At 73.2% G+C, this 21,269-nt stretch carries 16 protein-coding genes and 3 tRNA genes; 10 read left to right on the forward strand and 9 right to left on the reverse strand.

The window, feature by feature from the left end; translation table 11 throughout:
* Nucleotides 1-3: 3 nt before the first annotated feature.
* The gene (locus tag ACZ7H1_RS08625; RefSeq protein ID WP_470784872.1) at nt 4-714 is read right to left on the reverse strand and encodes an esterase/lipase family protein; all 711 of its coding nucleotides are present in this window, start codon (nt 712-714) and stop codon (nt 4-6) included.
* 227 nt (nt 715-941) lie between these two features.
* Between ACZ7H1_RS08625 and mreB the strand changes: the two genes are divergently transcribed.
* The 5 genes from mreB to ACZ7H1_RS08650 all read left to right on the forward strand — a co-directional run bounded on the left by mreB (nt 942) and on the right by ACZ7H1_RS08650 (nt 7,019).
* The gene (gene mreB / locus ACZ7H1_RS08630) at nt 942-1,979 is read left to right on the forward strand and encodes a rod shape-determining protein MreB (RefSeq protein WP_470784873.1); all 1,038 of its coding nucleotides are present in this window, start codon (nt 942-944) and stop codon (nt 1,977-1,979) included.
* On the forward strand, nt 1,976-3,598 hold the full coding sequence (locus ACZ7H1_RS08635; RefSeq protein WP_470784875.1) for a GAF domain-containing protein: 1,623 nt from the start codon (nt 1,976-1,978) through the stop codon (nt 3,596-3,598). Before mreB ends, ACZ7H1_RS08635 begins: the two co-directional genes overlap by 4 nt.
* A gap of 329 nt (nt 3,599-3,927) precedes the next feature.
* Complete coding sequence (locus ACZ7H1_RS08640; RefSeq protein ID WP_470784876.1) at nt 3,928-4,092, forward strand: hypothetical protein; 165 nt, start codon at nt 3,928-3,930, stop codon at nt 4,090-4,092.
* Between the two features lie 9 nt (nt 4,093-4,101).
* A complete protein-coding gene (locus ACZ7H1_RS08645) occupies nt 4,102-5,601 on the forward strand; it encodes an acyl-CoA synthetase (RefSeq protein WP_470784878.1) in 1,500 nt (499 codons plus the stop codon).
* 116 nt (nt 5,602-5,717) lie between these two features.
* Nucleotides 5,718-7,019, forward strand: a complete 1,302-nt coding sequence (locus ACZ7H1_RS08650; protein WP_470785152.1) for a carboxyl transferase domain-containing protein — start codon at nt 5,718-5,720, stop codon at nt 7,017-7,019.
* On the opposite strand, the gene ACZ7H1_RS08655 is transcribed toward ACZ7H1_RS08650, so the two are convergent.
* Complete coding sequence (locus tag ACZ7H1_RS08655) at nt 7,016-7,666, reverse strand: esterase-like activity of phytase family protein (RefSeq protein ID WP_470784880.1); 651 nt, start codon at nt 7,664-7,666, stop codon at nt 7,016-7,018. The genes ACZ7H1_RS08650 and ACZ7H1_RS08655 overlap by 4 nt on opposite strands.
* A 26-nt stretch (nt 7,667-7,692) precedes the next feature.
* Entirely contained in the window at nt 7,693-8,916 is a 1,224-nt protein-coding gene (locus tag ACZ7H1_RS08660; protein ID WP_470785154.1) for an MFS transporter, read from the reverse strand.
* 328 nt (nt 8,917-9,244) lie between these two features.
* On the opposite strand from ACZ7H1_RS08660, the gene ACZ7H1_RS08665 reads away from it, so the two are divergent.
* Nucleotides 9,245-10,396: a carboxylate-amine ligase gene (locus ACZ7H1_RS08665; protein WP_470784882.1), complete on the forward strand. Its 1,152-nt coding sequence runs from the start codon at nt 9,245-9,247 to the stop codon at nt 10,394-10,396.
* Nucleotides 10,397-10,527: 131 nt separating this feature from the next.
* Here ACZ7H1_RS08665 and ACZ7H1_RS08670 read toward each other — a convergent pair.
* From ACZ7H1_RS08670 to ACZ7H1_RS08680, 3 genes are all read right to left on the reverse strand, one after another.
* Nucleotides 10,528-10,601, reverse strand: a tRNA-Ile gene (locus tag ACZ7H1_RS08670).
* Nucleotides 10,602-10,787: 186 nt separating this feature from the next.
* Nucleotides 10,788-10,863, reverse strand: a tRNA-Asn gene (locus ACZ7H1_RS08675).
* 5 nt (nt 10,864-10,868) lie between these two features.
* Nucleotides 10,869-10,941: transfer RNA gene (locus tag ACZ7H1_RS08680), tRNA-Asn, on the reverse strand.
* Nucleotides 10,942-11,091: 150 nt separating this feature from the next.
* On the opposite strand from ACZ7H1_RS08680, the gene ACZ7H1_RS08685 reads away from it, so the two are divergent.
* The 4 genes from ACZ7H1_RS08685 (at nt 11,092) to ACZ7H1_RS08700 (ending at nt 16,691) form a co-directional block, all read left to right on the forward strand.
* The gene (locus ACZ7H1_RS08685; protein ID WP_470784884.1) at nt 11,092-11,400 is read left to right on the forward strand and encodes a YtxH domain-containing protein; all 309 of its coding nucleotides are present in this window, start codon (nt 11,092-11,094) and stop codon (nt 11,398-11,400) included.
* A gap of 53 nt (nt 11,401-11,453) precedes the next feature.
* Nucleotides 11,454-12,893, forward strand: coding sequence for an FGGY family carbohydrate kinase (locus tag ACZ7H1_RS08690; RefSeq protein ID WP_470784886.1), 1,440 nt, complete (start codon nt 11,454-11,456; stop codon nt 12,891-12,893).
* A gap of 121 nt (nt 12,894-13,014) precedes the next feature.
* Nucleotides 13,015-14,748 carry an ABC transporter ATP-binding protein gene (locus tag ACZ7H1_RS08695; RefSeq protein WP_470784887.1) on the forward strand — a complete coding sequence of 578 codons (1,734 nt, stop codon included), beginning with the start codon at nt 13,015-13,017 and terminating at the stop codon, nt 14,746-14,748.
* Nucleotides 14,745-16,691 (forward strand): ABC transporter ATP-binding protein, encoded by a 1,947-nt coding sequence (locus tag ACZ7H1_RS08700; protein WP_470784889.1) that lies wholly within the window; start codon nt 14,745-14,747, stop codon nt 16,689-16,691. Before ACZ7H1_RS08695 ends, ACZ7H1_RS08700 begins: the two co-directional genes overlap by 4 nt.
* A 22-nt stretch (nt 16,692-16,713) precedes the next feature.
* Here the strand turns inward: ACZ7H1_RS08700 and ACZ7H1_RS08705 are convergent, their stop codons facing one another.
* The 3 genes from ACZ7H1_RS08705 to ACZ7H1_RS08715 all read right to left on the reverse strand — a co-directional run bounded on the left by ACZ7H1_RS08705 (nt 16,714) and on the right by ACZ7H1_RS08715 (nt 21,198).
* Nucleotides 16,714-17,820 carry an RNA polymerase sigma factor gene (locus ACZ7H1_RS08705; protein ID WP_470785156.1) on the reverse strand — a complete coding sequence of 369 codons (1,107 nt, stop codon included), beginning with the start codon at nt 17,818-17,820 and terminating at the stop codon, nt 16,714-16,716.
* Nucleotides 17,821-17,975: 155 nt separating this feature from the next.
* Nucleotides 17,976-19,874, reverse strand: a complete 1,899-nt coding sequence (gene dnaG, locus ACZ7H1_RS08710; protein ID WP_470784890.1) for a DNA primase — start codon at nt 19,872-19,874, stop codon at nt 17,976-17,978.
* A 61-nt stretch (nt 19,875-19,935) separates the two neighbouring features.
* Nucleotides 19,936-21,198, reverse strand: coding sequence for an NAD(P)/FAD-dependent oxidoreductase (locus tag ACZ7H1_RS08715; protein WP_470784892.1), 1,263 nt, complete (start codon nt 21,196-21,198; stop codon nt 19,936-19,938).
* Nucleotides 21,199-21,269: the final 71 nt, after the last annotated feature.

Here is a 21,269-nt window from a genome sequence, read left to right on the forward strand (position 1 = left end):
CGGCTACGAGGCGAGGAAGGCGCGCACGCCGGCCGAGACGCCGTCGTTCCAGAGGAAGTCGTTGTGCTTGAGGCAGCCGGCGTACGTGTTCGCCGCGCCCGTGAGGGGGACGCTGCTGTCCGGGTTGACGACCTCGTCGCAGTCGGACCAGAAGGTCGCGTACGCGACCGCGCCGGGCGTCTCGTCGCCCTCAGCCAGCTTCTTCTGGACGTACGACCCGGGGCTCATGTCGCGGCAGGCCTGGTCCCAGATGACGCAGCCCCAGCTGATGTACGTGCCGTGGTTGGGACCGGCGAGCGAGACCCAGTGGGCCACCGCGCCGGCGCCGCCGCCGAACTTCACGTACCAGCGGCTGACGAGCGAGCCGAAGGAGTGCGAGACGACGTCGACGCGCGCGGCGCCGGTCTGGCGGCGGACCTCGTCGACGTACGCGGCGAAGCGGCCGGCCAGGACCTCGTTAACCGACTGGTGGGTGTCGTAACCCCACGAGAACAGCCGCGAGTCGGGGTAGCCGGCGGCCCGGAGGTCGGAGCGCAGCTCGCCCCAGACGCCGGGGTCGGCGTTGTAGCCGTGGACGAACACCACCGGATTGCCGGACAGTGCCTGCTCAGCGGCGGTGTCGGCCACCCGTTCGGCGGCCTGGGCGGGCAGCTGCACGAGCAGGGCCGCAATGAGCGCGAGCAGGGTGCACAGTCTCTGGCGGACCGTCAGCACGGCCTCCCCCTTACCTGGTTACGCGCGAGTAGTAGCGGAATGGTGCTGCCTGACACGCCAGAAGACCACCCCCGTGCAGCACCTCACGACTCGCTCGGCGCACCGTCAGACCCCCCGGCTGGCCCACCCCAGCGCGCGACACGCCCACTTTGCCCGAAATGATGCGAAATGTGATCGGCGGTCGCCGGTCTTTCAGCACCAGCGTCAGCGTCTCGGGAGGATCCGCCGTGACCGTCAGCCTTGAGCAGTTGCGCCGCTGCCACGTTGCCGTCGATCTGGGGGCAGCGAGAACCCGCGTCTACGTCAAGGGCGCCGGCCTCGTCGTGGACGAGCCCAGCGTCGCCGCGGTCAACACCCGCACCGGCGCCCTCATCGCCGTCGGCACCTTCGCCGAACGGATGACCGGCCGCACCCCCGACTACATCCGGGTGGTCCGCCCCGTCTCCGGCGGTACGGTCGTCGACATCGAGATGGCCCAGCGGATGCTGCGCCACCTGCTCGGCGAGAAGCTCCGCCGCGCCCTGCGCCGCAAGCCCCGGCTGCGGGCCGCGGCCTGCACCCCGCACGACGCGGACCCGCTCGCCCAGCGCGCCGCCGTGGAGACCCTCGTCGGGCTCGGCGCCCGCAGGGTCGAGCTCGTGGACACCCTGATCGCGGCGGCCGTCGGCTGCGGCCTGCCGGTGGAGCAGCCGACCGCGACGATGATCATGGTGTGCGGGGCGGCGGCCACCCAGATCGCCGTGCTCTCGCTCGGCTCCATCGTGACCGCCGAACGGATCGCGGTCGGCGGCGACGCCATCGACCACGCGATCGTGCAGCACCTGCGCCACCAGCACGAGCTGATGCTGCCCAGCCAGGCCGTACGCCCCCTCCAGCTGGCCCTGCACGGCAACGGCATCACCCCGCACGGCCCCGCCTCCACCGAGATCCACGGCCGCGACGTGGCCACCGGACTCGCCCGTTCCGTACAGGTCGACACGGCGGCGGTCCGCAACGCCATCCACACCCCGCTGACCGCCGTCCTCGACGGCATCGGCAAGGTGCTGCGCGAATGCCCGCCCGACCTGGTCGCCGACCTGACGGACCGGGGAATCATGATGGTGGGAGGCAGCGCCCTGCTGCCGGGGCTGGACCAGATGCTGCGCGACGCCACCGGGATGCCCGTCGCCATTGCGGAACGGCCCGACGTGTGCGCCGTGCTCGGTCTCGGCGCGATGCTCGAAGGGAAGATCGCCCCCATGGTCCTGGACCCGCTGTCCGAATGACCGGCGTGACCGGACCGCCGGACCCGCCCGGCTCCGGCCGGGCCCCGGCCGAGCGACCCGTCCCGCACGGGCTGCCGATGCTGCTCGAAGCCGTCCTCAGCGTCGGCAGCGACCTGGAGTTGCACGCCACGCTCCAGCACATCGTGGAGTCCGCGCGGGAGCTGTGCGGGGCGAGGTACGGCGCGCTGGGCGTCCTCGAACCCGATGGCGAGACCGGCGGCCGGCTCACCGATCTGATCACCGCAGGCATGACGGACGAGGAGCGCGCCCGGATCCCCCGGCTGCCCGACGGGCGGTCGGGGATCCTGGGCGCGCTCGTCCGCGACCCGCGGCCGCTGATGCTCGCGGACCTCACCGAGGACCCTCGCTCGGTGGGCTTCCCGCCCGGCCATCCGCCGATGCGCAGCTTCCTCGGCGTGCCGATCCGGGTGCACACCGAGGTGTTCGGGAACCTGTACCTGACCGAGAAGCAGGGCGGCGAACCGTTCACGGTCGACGACCTGGCCCTGCTGCGGGTGCTGGCCTCCCAGGCGGGGATAGCGATCGGCAACGCCCGGCTGTACGAGACGGCCCGCCGCCGCGAGCGGTGGATCGAGGGTGCGGCCGCGGTGACCACGACCCTGCTGGCCGGCCGCCCGGCCGCGGACGCGCTGATGTGCGTGGCCGAGCGGGCGCGGCTGCTGGCGGACGCGGCGGCCGGCGTGGTGCTCCAGCCGACCCCGCAGGGCGGCATGGAGATCGTGGCCGCCTCCACGCACGACGACCCCGGCGACCTGGTCGGCACCACGATCGCGCCGGGCAGTCCGGTGCTGGAACAGCTGCTGGGCGGCGAGCCGGTGTTCGTCGAGGACTCGGCCACCGACCCCCGGATGACCACGCACGTGCGGGAGCGGTTCGGGCCCAGCATGCTGCTGCCGCTGCAGAGCGGCGGTCAGCTGATCGGCACGCTCGCGCTGCCGCGCCGCCGCGGCGGCAGGCCGTACGACGCGGTGGACCGGCTGCTGGCCTCGCAGTTCGCCTCGCAGGCCGCGCTGGCGCTGGTGCTGGCGGACGCGCAGCACGACCGGGAGCAGCTGGCGGTGTACGAGGACCGCGACCGGATCGCCCGCGACCTGCACGACCTGGTGGTCCAGCGGCTGTTCGCCACGGAGATGATGCTGGACGCGACCCGGCGGCGCGGGGCGGCGGCGCCGGTGGCGGACACGGTCGGCGACGAGCTGGGCCGCGCGGTGGACGAGCTGGACTCGACGATCCAGGAGGTACGGACGGCGATCTTCGCGCTCCAGCAGCCGCCGACGGACGCGCCGACCACCTTCCGGGGCCGGGTGCTGCGGGAGACCGGCGGAGCGGCGGTGCTGCTGGGATTCCAGCCGTCGGTGCACTTCTCGGGCGCGGTGGACGCGCTGCTGCCGGACGCGGTGGCGGACGACCTGCTGGCGGCCCTGCGGAGCGCGCTGGCGGCGGCCCACCGGCGGACCGGGGTCACCTCGATCGAGGTGCAGGTCGACGCGGACCCCGCACGCGTCCGGCTGCGGGTCGAGGACGACGGCCGCACGGATACCGGCACCCGGGGGACGACGCTGACCTGGGAATCGGCGCTCACGGCGGACGGCTCCTAGAGCGCCGGCCTCCTCTCCGCCCTGATCCTCCTGGCCCTCGCCGCCCACGGCCTGCGCACCGCGGCTCCCCCCGCCGGGACCGACCCGCGCCGGGGCAGCACCGCCCGGACGAGGACCCCGGCCGCCCGGACGGCACCGGACGCGGGGGCGGTGCCGGACGCGGGGGCGGTGCCCGGCGGAGTTTCGGGCGGTTCGCGGGCCTGACCGCCGTCAATCCCGCCACCGCGCTCTACTTCGCCGCCCTCACCACCGCGCAGGGCGCCGCCCTCACCACCGCGCAGGGCGCCGCGCTCGCCCGCGGGACGGCCGGCGCGGTCTTCGCCGGAGCCGTGTTCCTCGCCTCGCTCGCCTGGCAGCGATTCCTCGTGCTGGCCGGTTCGTTCGCCGGGTCCAGGATCTCCCCCGCGGCCCGCGCCTGGACCTTCCGGGTCGGCTGCGGACTGGTCGCCGTCTATGCCGTGAAGATCACCCTCCCGCTCCCGTGGGCACCGTAGGGTGAACCCGTGGCCAACCTCTTCCCCGCCCTGGACATCCCCTCGGACCGGACGGCGCTGCGCTTCGGCGACCGGGACCTGACGTACCGCCAACTCGCCGACGCGGCAGGCACCCTGGCCGCCGGGCTCACCGGCTGCCGGCGCGTCGCGCTCTGGGCCACGCCGTCCCTGGAGACCGCGGTCGGGGCGGTGGCCGCGCTGCTGGCCGGGGTGCCCGTGGTGCCGCTCAACCCGAAGACCGGAGAGCAGGAGCTCGCCCACATCCTGGCCGACAGCACCCCGGACCTGGTCCTCGCCGCGGCGGGCGCCGGGCTCCCGGCCCGGCTCGCGGCCCTGCCCCGTACGGACGTCGAGGTCCGGAGCGATGCCGCCGCGGCCGCACCGGTCCGCACGGCCGCCGGGGACGAGGACCCGGCCTTCGTGATCTACACCTCCGGCACCACGGGCCCGCCCAAGGGTGCCGTACTCCCACGCCGGGCCCTCGCCTCCAGCCTCGACGCGCTGGAGGACGCCTGGGGCTGGACCGGGGCCGACACGGTCGTCCACGCCCTGCCGCTCTTCCACGTCCACGGGCTGGTGCTCGGCGTCCTCGGGCCGCTGCGCCGCGGCGGATCCGTGCACCACCTCGGCGCGTTCTCGGCGGACGGCGTCGCGAGCGCCCTGTCCGGCGGCGGGACGATGCTCTTCGGAGTACCCACGATGTACCACCGCCTCGCCGGAGCCGTCGGCGACGATCCGGCGCTCGCGAAGGCGCTGGCCGGGGCCCGCCTGCTGGTCTCCGGCTCCGCCGGGCTCCCGCTGCACGACCACGAGCGGCTCGCCGCCGCGACCGGCCGCCGGGTGATCGAGCGCTACGGCATGACCGAGACCCTGATGCTGTGCTCCCAGCGCGACCCGGCCGCCGACCCGGCCGGCCGTCCGGGCAGCGTCGGCCTGCCCGTCAAGGGCGTGGAACTGCGCCTGGTCGACGAGTCCGACGAACCTGACGACGCCGACGGGACCGACGGGACCGACGGCATCCTCGACCCGCTCGGCACGTCCGACGGCGAGACCATCGGCGAGATCCAGGTCCGCGGCCCGAGCCTGTTCACGGAGTACCTGAACCGGCCGGAGGCGACGGCGGCCGCGTTCACCGCGGACGGCTGGTTCCGCACCGGCGACATGGCCGTGCGCGACCGGGACGGAAACATCCGGATCGTCGGCCGCAAGGCCACCGACCTCATCAAGAGCGGCGGGTACAAGATCGGCGCGGGCGAGATCGAGAACGCCCTCCTCGACCATCCGGGTGTCCGCGAGGCCGCCGTGACCGGCGAGCCCGACCCCGACCTCGGCGAGCGCGTCGTCGCCTGGATCGTGCCCGAGGACCCGCAGGCGCCGCCCTCGGCGGAGGAGCTGGCCGGGCACGTGGCCGGGCGCCTCGCCCCGCACAAGCGGCCGCGCACGGTCCGGTACCTCGACGCCCTGCCGCGCAACGATCTGGGCAAGGTCATGAAGAAGTCCCTCTCGTGACCGGCGACGCCACGCCGGGCGGCAGCACGCCGGGCAACGGCACCGCGGCCGGCCCCGGCCGCCGTTCCGCCCGCGCGACCCTCGCCGCCGTCACCGACCCGGGCAGCTTCACCGAACTGCCGCCGCCGCCCGGCGGGTCCGCCCCGGACGGCCCGCTCGGCTGGCCCGGCTACGACGCCTCGCGCGCCCGCGCCGCCGCGCGCACCGGCGAGCAGGAGTCCGTGGTCTGCGGCACGGCCCGCATCGGCGGCCGCGAAGCGGTGCTGATCTCCTTCGAGTTCGGCTTCCTCGGCGGCTCGCTCGGCGAGCGCACCGGAGACCGCCTCGAAGCCGCGTACACCCACGCCCGCGACCGCCGCCTGCCGCTCGTCTCGCTGATCGCCACCGGCGGTTCGCGGATGCAGGAGGGCATGCTCGCCCTCACCCAGCTCCAGCGCGTGGCCCGGCAGTCCGTGCTGACCCGGGCCGCGGGCCTGCCGCAGATCGCCGTCGTGCAGGATCCGACCACCGGCGGCGGCTGGGCCACCCTCGGCGCCGGTGCCGACGTCGTCCTCGCGCTGCCCGGCGCGCAAGTGGGCTTCGCCGGGTCGCGGGTCCGGCCCGCGGACGCCGATCCGGCCGCGTACTCCGCTGAAGGCCAGTACGCCGCCGGGCAGGTGGACGCCGTGGTGCCGCGGGCGGACCTGCCGGACGCACTGGCCGCCTGGCTGTGGCTGCTGGCCGCCCCCGTCCGGCCGCCGGTCCCCGCCGAGCCCCCGTCCGTACCGGCGGCCGTGCCGCTGCCCGCGACCGGCTGGGCGGCCGTACAGCAGGCCAGGCATCCCGGCCGGCCGCGCGCCGAGGCCTATCTGGACGCGTACTTCGAGCTGCGGATGCCGCTGTCCGGGGACCGGGCCGGCGGCACCGACCCGGGGATGCTGTGCGGGTTCGGGCTGCGCGAGGGCCGGACCGTCGCCTACGCCGCCCAGTGCGGCACCGCGACCCGCCCGGCCGGGTACCGGACCGCGTCCCGGCTGATCCGGCTCGCGGACCGGCTCGGCTTCCCCGTGCTGACGCTGGTGGACACCCCCGGCGCGGCCAACGACGCCGCGGCGGAGCACGCGGGCGCGGGTCCGGCGATCGCCGACACCTTCGCTGCGGTGGCGGCGGCCCGGGTCCCGGTGACCACGCTGCTCATCGGCGAGGGCGGCTCGGGCGGCGCCCTGGCTCTGGCGGCGCCCGGCAACACCTGGGCCACCCCGGACAGCTACTTCTCCGTGATCGCCCCGGAACTGGCCGCGGCCATCCTCAAACGGCCCGCCGAGGAGGCCCCGCTGACCGCCGAGCAGCTCCGCGTCCGCCCCCAGGACCTGGTGGCACTGGGCCTGGTCCGCGGGGTGGTCGGCGAAGGCCGACGCCACTTTGACGACACTCCCTAGCGCCGGGAGCGGTGCGGCAGGGTGACCTCCAGCCGGTAGAGGCGGGTGATCTGCTGCGGGAGCTCGTCGTCGTCGGAGGCGAGCAGCAGCCGCAGCCGCCTGCTGCCGTCGGCGCCGGTGACGGCCATGGCCTCGATGTCGTCGACGAGCGGGTGGTTCCGCGGGAGCTTCGAAGGGGCCCCGAGGGCGGGGCAGTCGTCGAGGTCGGCGGGGAGCGTCTTGCGGACCGCGCGCAACCGCGGCTCCCCGGCCAGGCTCCCGACCCGGCTCACGTCCGCGGCGCCGGCGGGGTCCGCGACGTACAGCCGTGCGGTGATCTTGAACTCCCGCGTGAATCCGCGCTCCAGGACCAGCAGCCGCCCGTCCCGGGTCGCCGCGAGCTCGACGAGCCCGTGGCCCGGGTCGACGGCGTACGCGTACCGGCGGGCCGGGACGAACTCCCCTCCGTGGCGCCGCTCCCAGGTCCGGATCCGCTGGAGGGTGCGGCCCCGCGCGTCGGTGCCGTCGCCCGCGAGCGGGCCCTCGACGCCCGCGACCAGGGTCCGGCCGCCCGGGAGCAGGGTCAGCGACTCGAAGGTCTGGTTCTGGGCGGCGCGGCCTTCCGGCTCGAGCCGCAGGGCCTTCGGCACGGGCAGGGAGGCCGTCACGCCCGCGACGGCCCCCGCCGCCGCCCTCAGGCCTGCGGGTCCCGTGCGTCGTAGCGGGCGAAGGCGCGCCACCGGGCGGCCAGCAGCGCGACGGCGAGCACGCAGGCGACGCCTCCGCCCGTGACGGCGATGCCCGGCGAGGTGAGGTCGGCGACCGTGCCGGCGAGGAAGTCGCCGAGGCGCGGTCCGCCCGCGACGACCACGATGAAGACGCCCTGGAGCCGTCCGCGCATCTCGTCGGGGGTGGCCGCCTGGAGCATCGTCGAGCGGAACACCATCGAGACGGTGTCGGACCAGCCGGCGAGCGCGAGGAAGAACAGCCCGAGCCACAGGTTGCGGGTGAGCCCGAAGACCGCGATCGCGGTGCCCCAGGCGGCCACGGCGAGCAGGATCGCGAGCCCGTGCCGCCGGATGCGGCCGAGCCGGCCGGAGAACAGCCCGCCGAGCAGGGCGCCCACCGCCGGGGCGGCGACCAGCAGGCCGACCGTCTTCGCGTCCCCGTCGTACCAGAGGACGGCGACGGCCGGGAACAGCGCGCGCGGGTGTGCGAGCACCATGGCGCACATGTCGGAGAAGAAGGTCATGCGGATGTTCGGCCGGGTGGCGAGGAAGCGCAGCCCGTCGAGCACGGAGGCCGGGCCGCGCGCGCCCTCGGCCCGGTCCGGCCGCATGGAGGGCAGCCGCCACATCGCGTAGAGGGCGGCGGCGAAGGTGACCACGTCGATCAGGTACGCCGCCTGGTAGCCCCACCAGCCCACGATCAGCCCGCCCAGCATGGGGCCGGCCATCATGCCGGTGGTGTTGGTGACGGACCCGAGGGCGTTGGCGGCGGGCAGCTGCTCGGGCGGGAGCAGCTTGGGGATCATCGAGTTGCGGGCGGGCGAGATCAGCGCGAAGCAGACCGCCTGGAGGGCGACCACCGCGTACAGGAACCAGACCCGGTGGTAGCCGAGCACTGCCGCCGCGGCGAGGGCGACGGACAGCACGGCGGCCCCGGCGGCGCTGTACAGCCCGAGCTTGCGCCGGTCTACGGTGTCGGCGATCGCGCCGCCGTACAGCCCGAAGACGACGAGCGGCACGAGGGAGAAGAGCCCGACGAGCCCGACGGAGAAGCTGGACCCGGTGATGTCGTAGACCTGGAGCGAGATCGCGAGTGCGGTCATGCCCTGGCCGAGCCAGGAGATGGTGTTCCCGACCCACAGGCGCCGGTAGTCCGCGGAGGTCCGCAGCGGCGTCAGGTCGGCGAATATCCGCGCCCGGGGCCGCGCCCCTCCCGCCCCTTCCCCGCCGGGCCGGTCCGGTCGGTCGGGGGTTGCCTTGTCCGAAGTCGTTCGAGTCACACGGGATGGTAACCGGGCGCTTCACATTCGAGAACACGTTCTCATTTGCTGGGATGCCCGGACGGATCCGCGGCCCCTTGGAGATCGCGGGGGCCGCCCCGGGGCGCCGGACACGGACTGTTCGCACAACAGGCGCAATGGAACTCGCCGCCGTTCACCCGGGATTGACCGAAAGGGCGTTCGCCTGCGGCCGCTGGGCGGCTCATGATGAAACGACTCGTATGTCCAGGGAGGCGCAGTGATCGAACCTGGCAAGAGCACTTCAGGCAATCCCGGGACCGGCGTACGGCAGGCCGGGACGGTCCCCCTCACTCTGGGCGTCGAGGAGGAGTTCCTGCTCGTAGACGCCCGCACCTGGCGGCTGGTGCCTGCCGCACCCGAAGTCCTGGCCTCCGTCGGCGGGGTCCGGCCGGAGCTGCACGCGGAAGGCACCCGTTACCAGGTGGAGATCGCCACCCCCGTCGCCGGCACGGCCGGCCGGCTCCGCGCAGAGCTGGCGGGCCTGCGGCGGCTGCTGACCAAGGCGGCGCGGGAGCACGGTTGCCGGCTGCTGGCCAGCCCGTCCCCGGTCCTCGCCCGGCAGGTCCCGCTCGCCCTCAACCACGACGAGCCGCGCCAGCGCGAGCAGTACCAGCGCTTCGGGGCGCTCACGGACAACCTGATCGGGTGCGGCCGGCACATCCACGTCGGCTCGCTCGACACCGACACCGCGGTGTGGGTCGCCAACCGGGTGCGGCCCTGGCTGCCCACGCTGATCGCGCTGGGGGCCAACTCGCCGTTCTGGGACGGGCGGGACACCGGTCACGCCAGCTGGCGGGCACTGGCCTGGGGATCCTGGCCGTCCGCCGGGCTTCCCCCGCACTTCACCTCGACGGCCCACTACCGGCACTCCGTGGAGATGCTGCTGAGCTCCGGGGCCGCCCTCGACACCAAGATGGTCTACTGGGACCTCCGCCCCTCGCGAGCCTGGCCCACGCTCGAGATCCGGGCCCCCGACATGTCCCCCGACCTGGACGCCGCCGTTCTCCAGGCGGCCCTCGGCCGGGCCCTGGTGGCCACCGCGCTGCGGGAGGCGGACGAGCCGGTGCCGCCGGTCCGGGACGACATCCTGCGACTGGCGCGCTGGCGGGCCGCTCACGACGGCCTGGAGGGCTACGGCCTGGACCCGTACACCGGCGCCGAGGTGCCGGCCGCAACCCTGGCCGGAGCCCTCCTCGACCTGCTGGCCCCGGCTCTGGCGGAGGCCGGTGACCTCGACCACACCGCGGACGCCCTGGCCGCCCTGCTCCGCGACGGCTCGGGCGCACACCGCCAGCGGGCCGTCTACGCCCGCCGCGAGAACCTGACCGACGTCCTCCGCCACCTGGCGGACGCCACCGAGGCCGTCTAGCGGGACGGGACGGCGGCTGAGCCCCGGGCGGGAGGACCCCCGCCCGCGGCTCCACGCGTCCCGGATCCGCAACCTGCCGCCAGAAACGCCAAAGCCGCAGGTGCGATCGTTTCTGCACCTGCGGCTCGCAGTGGGGCGGGTGGGACTCGAACCCACGGCCGACGGATTATGAGTCCGCTGCTCTAACCGGCTGAGCTACCGCCCCTCTACGGCGTGGCGCGTACACGTGTGCGCGCCGTCTGCCGCAGCATAGCCGCTCATACGATCTCCTGCTTCGGATGCCCCGCATGATCGGCTTCGCTTGTTCAGAGAGACCGCGCTGAGCGCTGCCCGGTTCCCGGAAGCGGTCGGAAAATGCGAAAGAGGACCCGGCAGGGGGTCCTCTTCCGTCTGGCTCCCCCGGCTGGACTCGAACCAGCAACCCTCCGGTTAACAGCCGAATGCTCTGCCAATTGAGCTACAGGGGATCGCGCTCCCCCGACTGGACTCGAACCAGTAACCTGCCGGTTAACAGCCGGCTGCTCTGCCAATTGAGCTACAGGGGATTGCTGCGTTGCACCGAACAGACGCTCCTCCGGCCTTGCCGGGCGGCGTGCGTTCGCTGCGAGACATAGATTAGCGCAAGCAGGGGGGTGCTCCGCCAATCGGTATCGCCAGACGTACCGATGGGCAGCCGGGCACCGACACAACGAAGGGTGGCAGGCATGCGGTACAGGCTCACGTTCGCCGTCGGACTGGCCCTCGGGTACGTGCTGGGGACCCGTGCGGGGCGCGAGCGCTACGAGCAGCTGAAGAAGTCCGCGCGGGAGATCTCGCAGAACCCTGCGGTACGCAACGCCGCCGAGACGGCCGGCCAGTCGGCGAGCCAGTTCGCGGGCAAGGCCTTCGCCGCGGTGAGCGACAAGGTCGGCGACGCGATCCCCGACTCCCTCGGCCACCGGGTCCGTTCCCTCAAGGCCCGGTCGAACGGCTTCGACGACGAGTGGGGCACCAGCAACACCTGAGCCCGCCCCGGGTCGCGGTCGAGCGCTCCGGCCCGTGCGGCACAATCTCCCGCATGGGGATAGTCGCCGGGCTGGACAGCTCTTCCGCCTTCACTCGCATCGTCGTCTGCGATACGGACACGGGCGCCGTGCTGCGCCAGGGCTACGCGCCCCATCCCCAGCCGGAAGGCGAACCCAGACCGCACGAGACCGATCCGCAGGGCTGGCTGCTCTCCCTCGGCGAGGCGGCGGGCGGCGGTCTCCTGGAGGGCGTGCAGGCCATAGGCGTCTCCGCCCAGCAGCACGGCCTGCTCCCGCTCGACGCCAAGGGCGGGCTGGTGCGCCCGGCCCTCGTCGGCAACGACAAGCGGGCCCAGGTCGCGGCACTCGACCTGATCGACGCGCTCGGCGGCCGACAGGCCTGGGCGGAGGCCGTCGGGTGCGTGCCGCAGTCCGCGCAGGCGATCGCCAAGCTCACCTGGCTGGCCCGCACCGAACCGGACGCCGCCCGCCGCATCGCCGGTCTCCTCCAGCCGCACGACTGGCTGGTCTGGCAGCTCCTGGGCCGCCCGGCACGCCGGACCACCGACCGCGGCGCGGCCTCGGGCACCGGCTACTGGTCCCCGGCCTCCGGCACGTACCGGCCCGACCTGGTGGAGCTGGCGCTCGGCCACCGCGCGATGCTGCCGGAGGTGCTCGCCCCGGCCGAGGCCGCCGGCACCACCCCCGAAGGCCTGCTGATATCCGCCGGCACCGGCGAGACCATGGCGGCCGCCCTCGGACTGGGCCTGGGTCCGGGCGACGCGGTGGTCTCGCTCGGCGCCTCCGGATCGGTCATGGCCGTGCACCACTCGGCGCTCTCCGAGCCCGACGGCATGATCACCTCGCTGGCGGACGCCACGGGCATGCACCTGCCGGTCGTCTACACCTCCAACGCCGTACGGACCCTGCGCGGCACCGCCGAGCTGCTGGGCACCGACCTGGAAGGGCTCTCGGCCCTGGCTCTGAAGTCCACGCCCGGCGCGCACGGGCTGGTCCTGCTCCCCTACCTGGAAGGCGAGCGGACCCCGGAGCTGCCGCACACCGCAGGCACCCTCAGCGGGCTGCGCCGCGACTCGATGAAGCCCGAGCACCTGGCCCGCGCGGCCTTCGAGGGGATGCTCTGCGGGCTGGTGGACGCGCTCGACGTGCTGCGGACCCGCGGGGTCGAGATCCGCCGGGTGTTCCTCCTCGGCGCGGCGGCCGAGCTGCCCGCCGTCCAGGCCGCGGCTCCCGGGCTCTTCGGCACGCAGATCGTGGTGCCGCAGCCCGCGGACTACGCGGCCCTCGGCGCCGCCCGCCAGGCCGCCTGGGCGCTGGGGGTGCAGCAGGGCACGCTGGACCCGCGCACGCCGCCCGCCTGGCAGGGTGCGGCCGTTCAGGTCTTCGAGGCCGGCGAGGAGCTCGCCGCCTGGCAGGCCGTGCGGCAGCAGTACATCGCCACGCGCGAGCAGATCCACCCGGGCGCCTTCTGACCCACCCGGTTCACACGCACGGTCGGCCTTTGGACCGGCTTTGCGAAAATCGGTGAGGATCCGCGACCGGGTTGGCCGAAGATGGGGTGAACCCCCGATCTTGCCGACCCGGAGCCTACGCGTGCTCATCAGACTTCTGCGGACCCACCTGGGCCCGTACCGGAAACCCATCGCGCTGCTGGTCCTGCTCCAGCTGCTGCAGACCAGCGCGACCCTCTACCTGCCGACGCTGAACGCCGACATCATCGACCAGGGCGTCGTCAAGGGCGACACCGGCTACATCCTGGGCTTCGGTGCCGTGATGCTCGGCGTCAGCGTGGTCCAGCTGGCGTGCAACACAGGAGCCGTCTACTTCGGCGCGCGCACCGCGGCGGCGCTGGGACGCGACGTCCGGGCCGCCGTGTTCGACCGGGTGCAGAGCTTCTCGGCCCGCGAGCTGGGCCAGTTCGGCGCTCCCTCGCTGATCACCCGTACGACCAACGACGTGCAGCAGATCCAGATGCTGACGCTGATGGCGTTCACCCTGATGGTGTCGGCACCGATCATGTGCGTCGGCGGCATCGCGATGGCGCTGGCGCTGGACGTGCGGCTGTCGGGAGTGCTGCTGGCCGTCGTCCCGGTGCTCGGCATCGCGGTCGGCTCGGTCGTGCTGCGGACGCGGCCGCTGTTCCGCCGGATGCAGACCCGGCTCGACACGGTGAACCGCGTGCTGCGGGAGCAGATCACCGGCAACCGCGTCATCCGGGCGTTCGTACGGGACACCTACGAGCAGGACCGCTTCCGGCAGGCGAACACCGAGCTGACGGACGTCTCGCTGTCCGCCGGACGGCTGCTGGCGCTGATGTTCCCCACCGTCATCCTCGTCGTGAACATCTCCAGCGTCGCCGTCGTCTGGTTCGGTGCGATGCGCATCGACAGCGGCGGCATGGAGATCGGCGCGCTGACCGCCTTCCTCGCGTACCTGATGCAGATCGTGATGGCCGTGATGATGGCCACGTTCATGTTCATGATGGTGCCGCGGGCCGAGGTGTGCGCCGAGCGCATCCAGGAGGTCCTGGCCACCGAGTCCAGCGTGGTCCCGCCGGCCGAGACGGTACGGGAGCTCGCCGTGCGCGGGACCCTGGAGCTGCGGGGCGCGGACTTCCGCTACCCCGGCGCGGAGGCCCCGGTGCTGATCGGTGTCGACCTCGTGGCGCGCCCCGGCGAGACCACCGCGGTGATCGGGTCCACGGGCAGCGGGAAGTCCACGCTGCTGGGGCTGGTGCCGCGGCTGTTCGACGCGACGGGCGGCGAGGTGCTCGTCGACGGCGAGGACGTGCGGCGGATCGATCCGGCGCTGCTCGCCCGCACGGTGGGCATCGTCCCGCAGAAGCCGTACCTCTTCTCCGGCACGGTCGCGACGAACCTCCGCTACGGGCGGCCGGACGCGACGGACGAGGAGCTGTGGAGGGCCCTGGAGGTGGCCCAGGCCAAGGACTTCGTGGAGCTGCTGGACGGCGGGCTGGACGCGCCGGTCGCCCAGGGCGGCACGAACGTCTCCGGCGGCCAGCGCCAGCGCCTGGCCATCGCCCGGACCCTGGTGCAGCGCCCCGAGATCTATCTGTTCGACGACTCGTTCTCGGCGCTCGACTACGCGACCGACGCGGCGCTGCGCGCGGCGCTGGCGCGCGAGACCGAGGACGCCACGGTGGTGATCGTCGCCCAGCGGGTGTCGACCATCCGCGAGGCGGACCGGATCGTGGTCCTGGACGAGGGGCAGGTCGTCGGTGTGGGCCGCCATCACGAGCTGATGGCCGGGAACGAGACCTATCGGGAGATCGTGCTCTCCCAGCTGACGGAGGCGGAGGCCGCATGAGCGGGCCCGGTGGACGGATGATGATGGGGCCCGCCCAGCGGTCCATGGACTTCAAGGGCTCGGGCAGGCGGCTGCTGAAGCAACTGGCGAAGGACCGGGTCAAGCTGTGGGGCATGGTCGCGGCCGTGGTCGGCAGCGTCACGATGACGGTGCTCGGGCCGAAGATCCTGGGCGAGGCCACGGACCTGGTCTTCGCCGGGATCGTGGGCCGGCAGATGCCGGAGGGGATCACCCGGGAGCAGGCCCTGGAGGGGCTGCGCGCCAGGGGCGAGGACGGCACGGCCGACATGCTGTCCGGGACGGACTTCACCCCGGGCCAGGGCATCGACTTCGATGCGGTCGGGGCGGTCGCGCTGTGGGCGCTGGTGGTGTTCGCCCTGGCCGGCCTGCTGATGCTGGTGGCCACGCGGCTGGCGAACCACGTGATGAACGGCACGGTCTTCCGGATGCGCGAGGAGCTCCAGGCCAAGCTCTCGCGGCTGCCGCTGTCGTACTTCGACCAGCAGAAGCGCGGCGAGGTGCTCAGCCGGGCGACGAACGACATCGACAACATCGGGCAGACGCTCCAGCAGACGCTGGGCCAGCTGATGAACTCGCTGCTGACGATCGTGGGCGTGCTCGCGATGATGCTCTGGATCTCGCCGCTGCTGGCGCTGGTCGCGCTGGTGACCGTGCCCGTGTCCGTGGTGATCGCGGCGCGGATCGGCAAGAAGTCGCAGCCGCAGTTCGTGGCGCAGTGGAAGACCACCGGCACGCTGAACGCCCATATCGAGGAGATGTACTCGGGGCACACGCTGGTGAAGGTCTTCGGGCGCCAGAAGGAGTCCGTCGAGGCCTTCGCGGAGTCCAACGAAGCGCTGTTCCGCGCGTCGTTCAGGGCGCAGTTCGTCAGCGGTCTGATGCAGCCGGTGATGTTCTTCGTCTCGAACATCAACTACGTGCTGGTGGCGGTCGTCGGCGGGCTGCGGGTGGCGACCGGCACGTTGTCGATCGGCGACGTGCAGGCCTTCATCCAGTACTCGCGGCAGTTCTCCATGCCGCTGACGCAGGTCGCGTCGATGGCGAACCTCATCCAGTCCGGTGTGGCGTCCGCCGAGCGGGTCTACGAGGTCCTCGACGCTCCGGAGCAGGAGCCGGAGGCCGACCTTCCGGAGCGCCCGGCCGAGGTCAAGGGCCAGGTCACCCTGGAGGACGTGGCGTTCCGCTACGACGCGGACAAGCCGCTGATCGAGGCCCTGTCGCTGGCGGTCGAGCCGGGTCAGACGGTCGCGATCGTGGGCCCGACGGGCGCCGGCAAGACCACGCTGGTCAACCTGCTCATGCGGTTCTACGAGGTGACGGGCGGGCGGATCTGCCTCGACGGGGTGGACATCGCGAAGATGACCCGCGAGGAGCTGCGGTCCGGGATCGGCATGGTGCTCCAGGACACCTGGCTGTTCGGCGGCACGATCGCGGAGAACATCGCGTATGGCTACCGCCATTCCTCCGGAGACGGCGCGGCGCGGGAGGTCACCCGGGCGGAGATCGAGGCGGCGGCGCGGGCGGCGCACGCGGACCGGTTCGTCCGCACCCTGCCGGACGGCTACGACACGGTGCTGGACGACGAGGGTGCGGGGGTCAGTGCGGGCGAGAAGCAGCTGATCACGATCGCGCGGGCGTTCCTCTCCGATCCGGTGATCCTGGTTCTGGACGAGGCGACGAGCTCGGTCGACACCCGTACCGAGGTGCTGATCCAGAAGGCGATGGCACGCCTGGCGCACGGCCGGACGTCGTTCGTGATCGCGCACCGGCTGTCGACGATCCGGGACGCCGACGTGATCCTGGTGATGGAGAACGGCTCGATCGTCGAACAGGGCACGCACGGCGAGCTGCTGGCGGCGCAGGGCGCGTACGCGAGGCTGTACGCGGCCCAGTTCGCGCAGGCAGTCGCCGAGGTGGACTGAGCCGGCCGCGCCGGGCGGGCCGTCAGTCGAGGTAGCCGCGCAGCTGGTCGGCGAAGGCGTGGTCGCGCAGTTTGTTGAGGGTCTTGGACTCGATCTGGCGGATCCGCTCGCGGGTCACGCCGAAGATCCGGCCGATCTCCTCCAGGGTGCGCGGCCGCCCGTCGGCGAGGCCGTAGCGCAGCTGGACCACCTTGCGTTCGCGTTCGCCGAGGGTGGAGAGCACGGCCTCCAGGTGCTCGCGGAGCAGGAAGAACGCGGCCGACTCGACCGGGGAGGCGGCGTCGCCGTCCTCGATGAGGTCGCCGAGGGCGACGTCGTCCTCCTCGCCGACGGGCGCGTGCAGGGAGACCGGTTCCTGGGCGAGCCGGAGGACCTCGCCGACGCGCTCGGGCGTCAGTTCCAGGTGGACGGCGACCTCTTCGGCGGTGGGCTCGTACCCGCGCTCCTGGAGCATGCGGCGCTGGACGCGCACGACGCGGTTGATCAGTTCGACGACGTGGACGGGGACCCGGATGGTCCTGGCCTGGTCGGCGAGGGCCCGGGACATGGCCTGGCGGATCCACCAGGTGGCGTAGGTGGAGAACTTGTACCCGCGGGCGTAGTCGAACTTCTCGACCGCCCTGATGAGTCCGAGATTGCCCTCCTGGACCAGGTCGAGCATGGTGAGCCCGCGCCCGACGTACCGCTTGGCGACCGAGACGACGAGCCGGAGGTTCGCCTCGATCAGGCGGCGCTTGGCCATCCGTCCCATGACGACGAGCCGGTCGAGGTCGACGGCGAGCTGGGAGTCGAGGTCGCGGGCCGTGCCGAGCTTCTCCTCGGCGAAGAGTCCCGCCTCGACCCGGCGGGCCAGTTCCACCTCCTCCGCGGCCGTCAGCAGCGGGATGCGGCCTATCTCGCGCAAGTACTGCCGGAACAGGTCGGAGGTGGGCCCGCCCGTGTCGGCGCGCCGGGGCGGGACCGGCGCCTCGTCCGCGGCCTCGGCGTCGGCCGGCCCGGAAACGGCCTCGGGATCGGGCTCGTGGACGGGATCGGGCTCGGGCACGTCGGCCTCGGGGTGATGCTCCGCCCGCCTCTGCGGGGGCACGGCTTCCGTCACGGTCTGGGTCTGCACGGGGGCGACCTCCAGGGCTCCGAGGACTCAGGCACCGCAACTCAGTGTGGGGTACGACACATCGCTGCCACGAGGGGCGTGCGAGCACTTTCTGAGTCCGGTGCGTGACCGGATGGTTACCCACCGGGCCCGAACCCGATGCCCTTCGCACACACGTCCGGGAAGTCCGGTCAGAGTGCGGCTGCGCCCCTGTTGCGCAGGGACTGGCCGTACTGCTGGAGCACCCACAGTTCGTTCTGCACCGCGGCGAGCTGGTCGGCGGAGGCGTGGGGGCCCAGGCGGGCCAGGGAGCCCTGGACGTCGTGGATGCGGCGGTCGACCGCGCGGAGGCGGACCTGGACCAGCTGGACGCCGGCGTACGTCTCGTCGACGGTCTTGGCGTGGATGGCCTCCACGGCCAGTTCGGTGACGAGGGCGCGGACCGAGTCGTTCGGCGCCGCGTCCCGGACCCGGGCGAGGTAGTCGTCGGTGCCCAGGGCCGCGCCGCCCGCGTCCTGGATGGCCTGGCGGACCGTCGCGTACGGGGGCGCCGTGAACTCGTCGGCGCCGTACGCGTCGAAGGCCGGCGAGACCAGCTCGGGCCGCTGGAGGGCGAGCTTGAGGAGCTCGCGCTCGGTGCGGTGGGCGGGGCTGCGGAGGTTGAGCGCCGGTCCGGACGGCTGGGCGGCCGGGGCGGGGGCGGATTCGTACGCCGGGCCGCCGCGCGAGGGCTGCGGGGGGCGGTTGCCCCGGTCGCGCGCCCACCGGGCGAGCTGCGCGACCCGCTTGACGACGAACTGCTCGTCGCGCACGCCCAGCATGCCCGCGAGCTGTACGGCGGACTCGTGCTGGATGGCGATGTTCTTGATGTGGGCGACGACCGGGGCGGCCTCGTCCAGGGCGGCCGCCCGCCCGGCCGGGTTTTCGAGGTTGTGCCGGGCCACGATGTGGCGCAGGGCGAACTCGAAGAGCGGGGTCCGGGACTCCACCAGCGCGGCGACGGCCGGGTCGCCCTCGGCGAGGCGGAGCTCGCAGGGGTCCATCCCGCCCGGGGTGATCGCGATCGAGGTCTCGGCGGCGAACTTCTGGTCGTCCTCGAAGGCGCGCAGGGCGGCCTTCTGGCCGGCCGCGTCGCCGTCGAAGGTGAAGATCACCTCGGCCGTGGCGTTGTCCATCAGGAGCCGCCGCAGGATCTTGATGTGGTCGCCGCCGAAGGCGGTGCCGCAGGTGGCGATGGCGGCGGTGACGCCGGCCATGTGGCAGGCCATGACGTCGGTGTAGCCCTCGACCACGACCGCGCGGCTCGTCTTCGCGATCTCCTTCTTCGCCAGGTCGATGCCGTACAGGACCTGGGACTTCTTGTAGATCGCCGTCTCGGGCGTGTTCAGGTACTTGGGGCCGTTGTCGTCGTCGCGGAGCTTGCGCGCGCCGAAGCCGACGACCTCGCCGGTGATGTCGCGGATGGGCCACATCAGCCGGCCGCGGAACCGGTCGATCGGCTTGCCGCTGCGGCTGTCCTGGGCCAGGCCGGAGGTGATGAGCTCCTTGTCGCTGAAGCCCTTGCCGCGCAGGAAGCGGGTCAGGTGGTCCCAGCCGGCCGGGCTGTAGCCCACCCCGAAGTGCGCGGCCGCGGCCTGGTCGAAGCCGCGCTCGGCGAGGAACTTGCGGCCGATCTCCGCCTCGGGGCTCTCCAGCTGGGCGACGTAGAACTGGGCGGCGGCCTTGTGCGCCTCCACCAGGCGGATCCGCTCGCCGCGGCCGCTGGTGCCGGCGGTGTACCCGCCCTCTTCGTACCGCAGGGTGATGCCGGCCGTGCCGGCCAGCCGCTCCACCGCCTCCGAGAAGGAGAGGTGGTCGATCTTCATGATGAAGTCGAGGGTGTCCCCGCCCGCCTGGCAGCCGAAGCAGTGGTACAGGCCCTTGCTGGGGCTGACCTGGAAGGACGGGGACTTCTCGTCGTGGAAGGGGCAGAGGCCTTTCAGATTGCCGCCGCCGGCGTTGCGCAGCTGGAGGTACTCGGAGACCACGGCGTCGATCGGGACCGCGTCCCGTACCGCCTTCACGTCGTCGTCGTTGATCCTGCCTGCCACGCGTGAAGTCTACGGCCGCGCTCCGACAATCCCCTCCGCAGCCCTGCGGGGCCGGTCGGGATCAGCCGGTGAGCGCCTCCAGCGCCACCGAGGCATCGGCCAGGGCGTCCTGGTCGACGGTCGCACCGGACCTGATCAGGGCCTGGATCGGTTCGGTCACGTCCCACACGTTGACGTTCATGCCCGCGAGGACCCGGCCCTCGGACAGCCAGAACGCGATGAACTCCCGCTTGGCCGCGTCGCCGCGGATCACCACCTGGTCGTAGCTGCCCGGCGGGGCGTAGCCGGAGTACTCCAGGCCGACGTCGTACTGGTCGGAGAAGAAGTACGGGACCCGGTCGTACGAGACCTGCTGGCCGAGCATGGCGCGGGCGGCGGCCGGTCCGCCGTTGAGGGCGTTGGCCCAGTGCTCGACGCGGAGCCGGGTGCCGAGCAGCGGGTGGTGGGCGGCGGCGACGTCGCCCACGGCGAAGATGTCCGGGTCGGAGGTGCGCAGCGAGGCGTCGACGGCGATGCCGCCGCCGTGCGCCCGGTCGACCATGGCCAGGCCGGCGGACTCGGCGAGCCCGGTGCGCGGGGCGGCGCCGATCGCGGCGAGGACGGCGTGGGCCGGGTGCTCCTCGCCGTCGTCGCTGCGGGCGGCCAGCACCATGCCGTCCTGGCCGGTGATCTCGGTGAGCCTCGCTCCGAAGTGGAAGCGGACGCCGTGCTCGGAGTGCAGGTCGGTGAAGAGCCGGCCGAGCTCGGGGCCGAGCACGCCGTGCAGCGGGGTGGGTTCCGGTTCGACGACGGTGACCTCGGCGCCGTAGCCGCGGGCGGCGGCGGCGACCTCCAGGCCGATCCAGCCGGCGCCGGCGATCACGAGGTGGCCGTTGTCCCGGCCGAGGGCGGCCAGGACGCGGCGCAGCCGCTCGGCGTGGGCGAGGCGCCGCAGGTGGTGCACGCCCGCGAGGTCGGTGCCGGGGATGTCGAGGCGGCGGGGCTCGGCGCCGGTGGCGAGCAGCAGCCGGTCGTAGTGGACGACGGTGCCGTCGCCGAGGAGGACGGTCTTGGCCTCCCGGTCGAGCTGGACGGCCGCCTGGCCGAGGTGCAGCTCGACGTCGGAGGCGGCGTACCAGGCCGGTTCGTGCACGAAGACGGACTCGCGCTCCTCCTTGCCGGTCAGGAAGCCCTTGGACAGGGGCGGCCGTTCGTACGGATGGTCGCGCTCGTCGCAGATCATGATCACCCGGCCGGTGAACCCCTCGGACCTGAGCGTCTCGGCCGCCTTGGCCCCGGCCAGTCCTCCGCCGACGATGACAAATGTCCGGTGTGCGTCGACCACCTGATGCCTCCTCATAACCTCTGCGCCACATGCGGGCACATGCGAGCGTCCCGCACTGAGCGTGCCGCGTG

The organism is Streptomyces sp. NPDC037401 (genome assembly GCF_055602345.1).

Bases quoted from the DNA above. Each gene is read 5' to 3' on its own strand.
- ACZ7H1_RS08635 (WP_470784875.1), top strand. From the start codon at position 1,976: ATGACCGGCGTGACCGGACCGCCGGACCCGCCCGGCTCCGGCCGGGCC.
- ACZ7H1_RS08690 (WP_470784886.1), top strand. From the start codon at position 11,454: ATGGGGATAGTCGCCGGGCTGGACAGCTCTTCCGCCTTCACTCGCATC.
- ACZ7H1_RS08700 (WP_470784889.1), top strand. From the start codon at position 14,745: ATGAGCGGGCCCGGTGGACGGATGATGATGGGGCCCGCCCAGCGGTCC.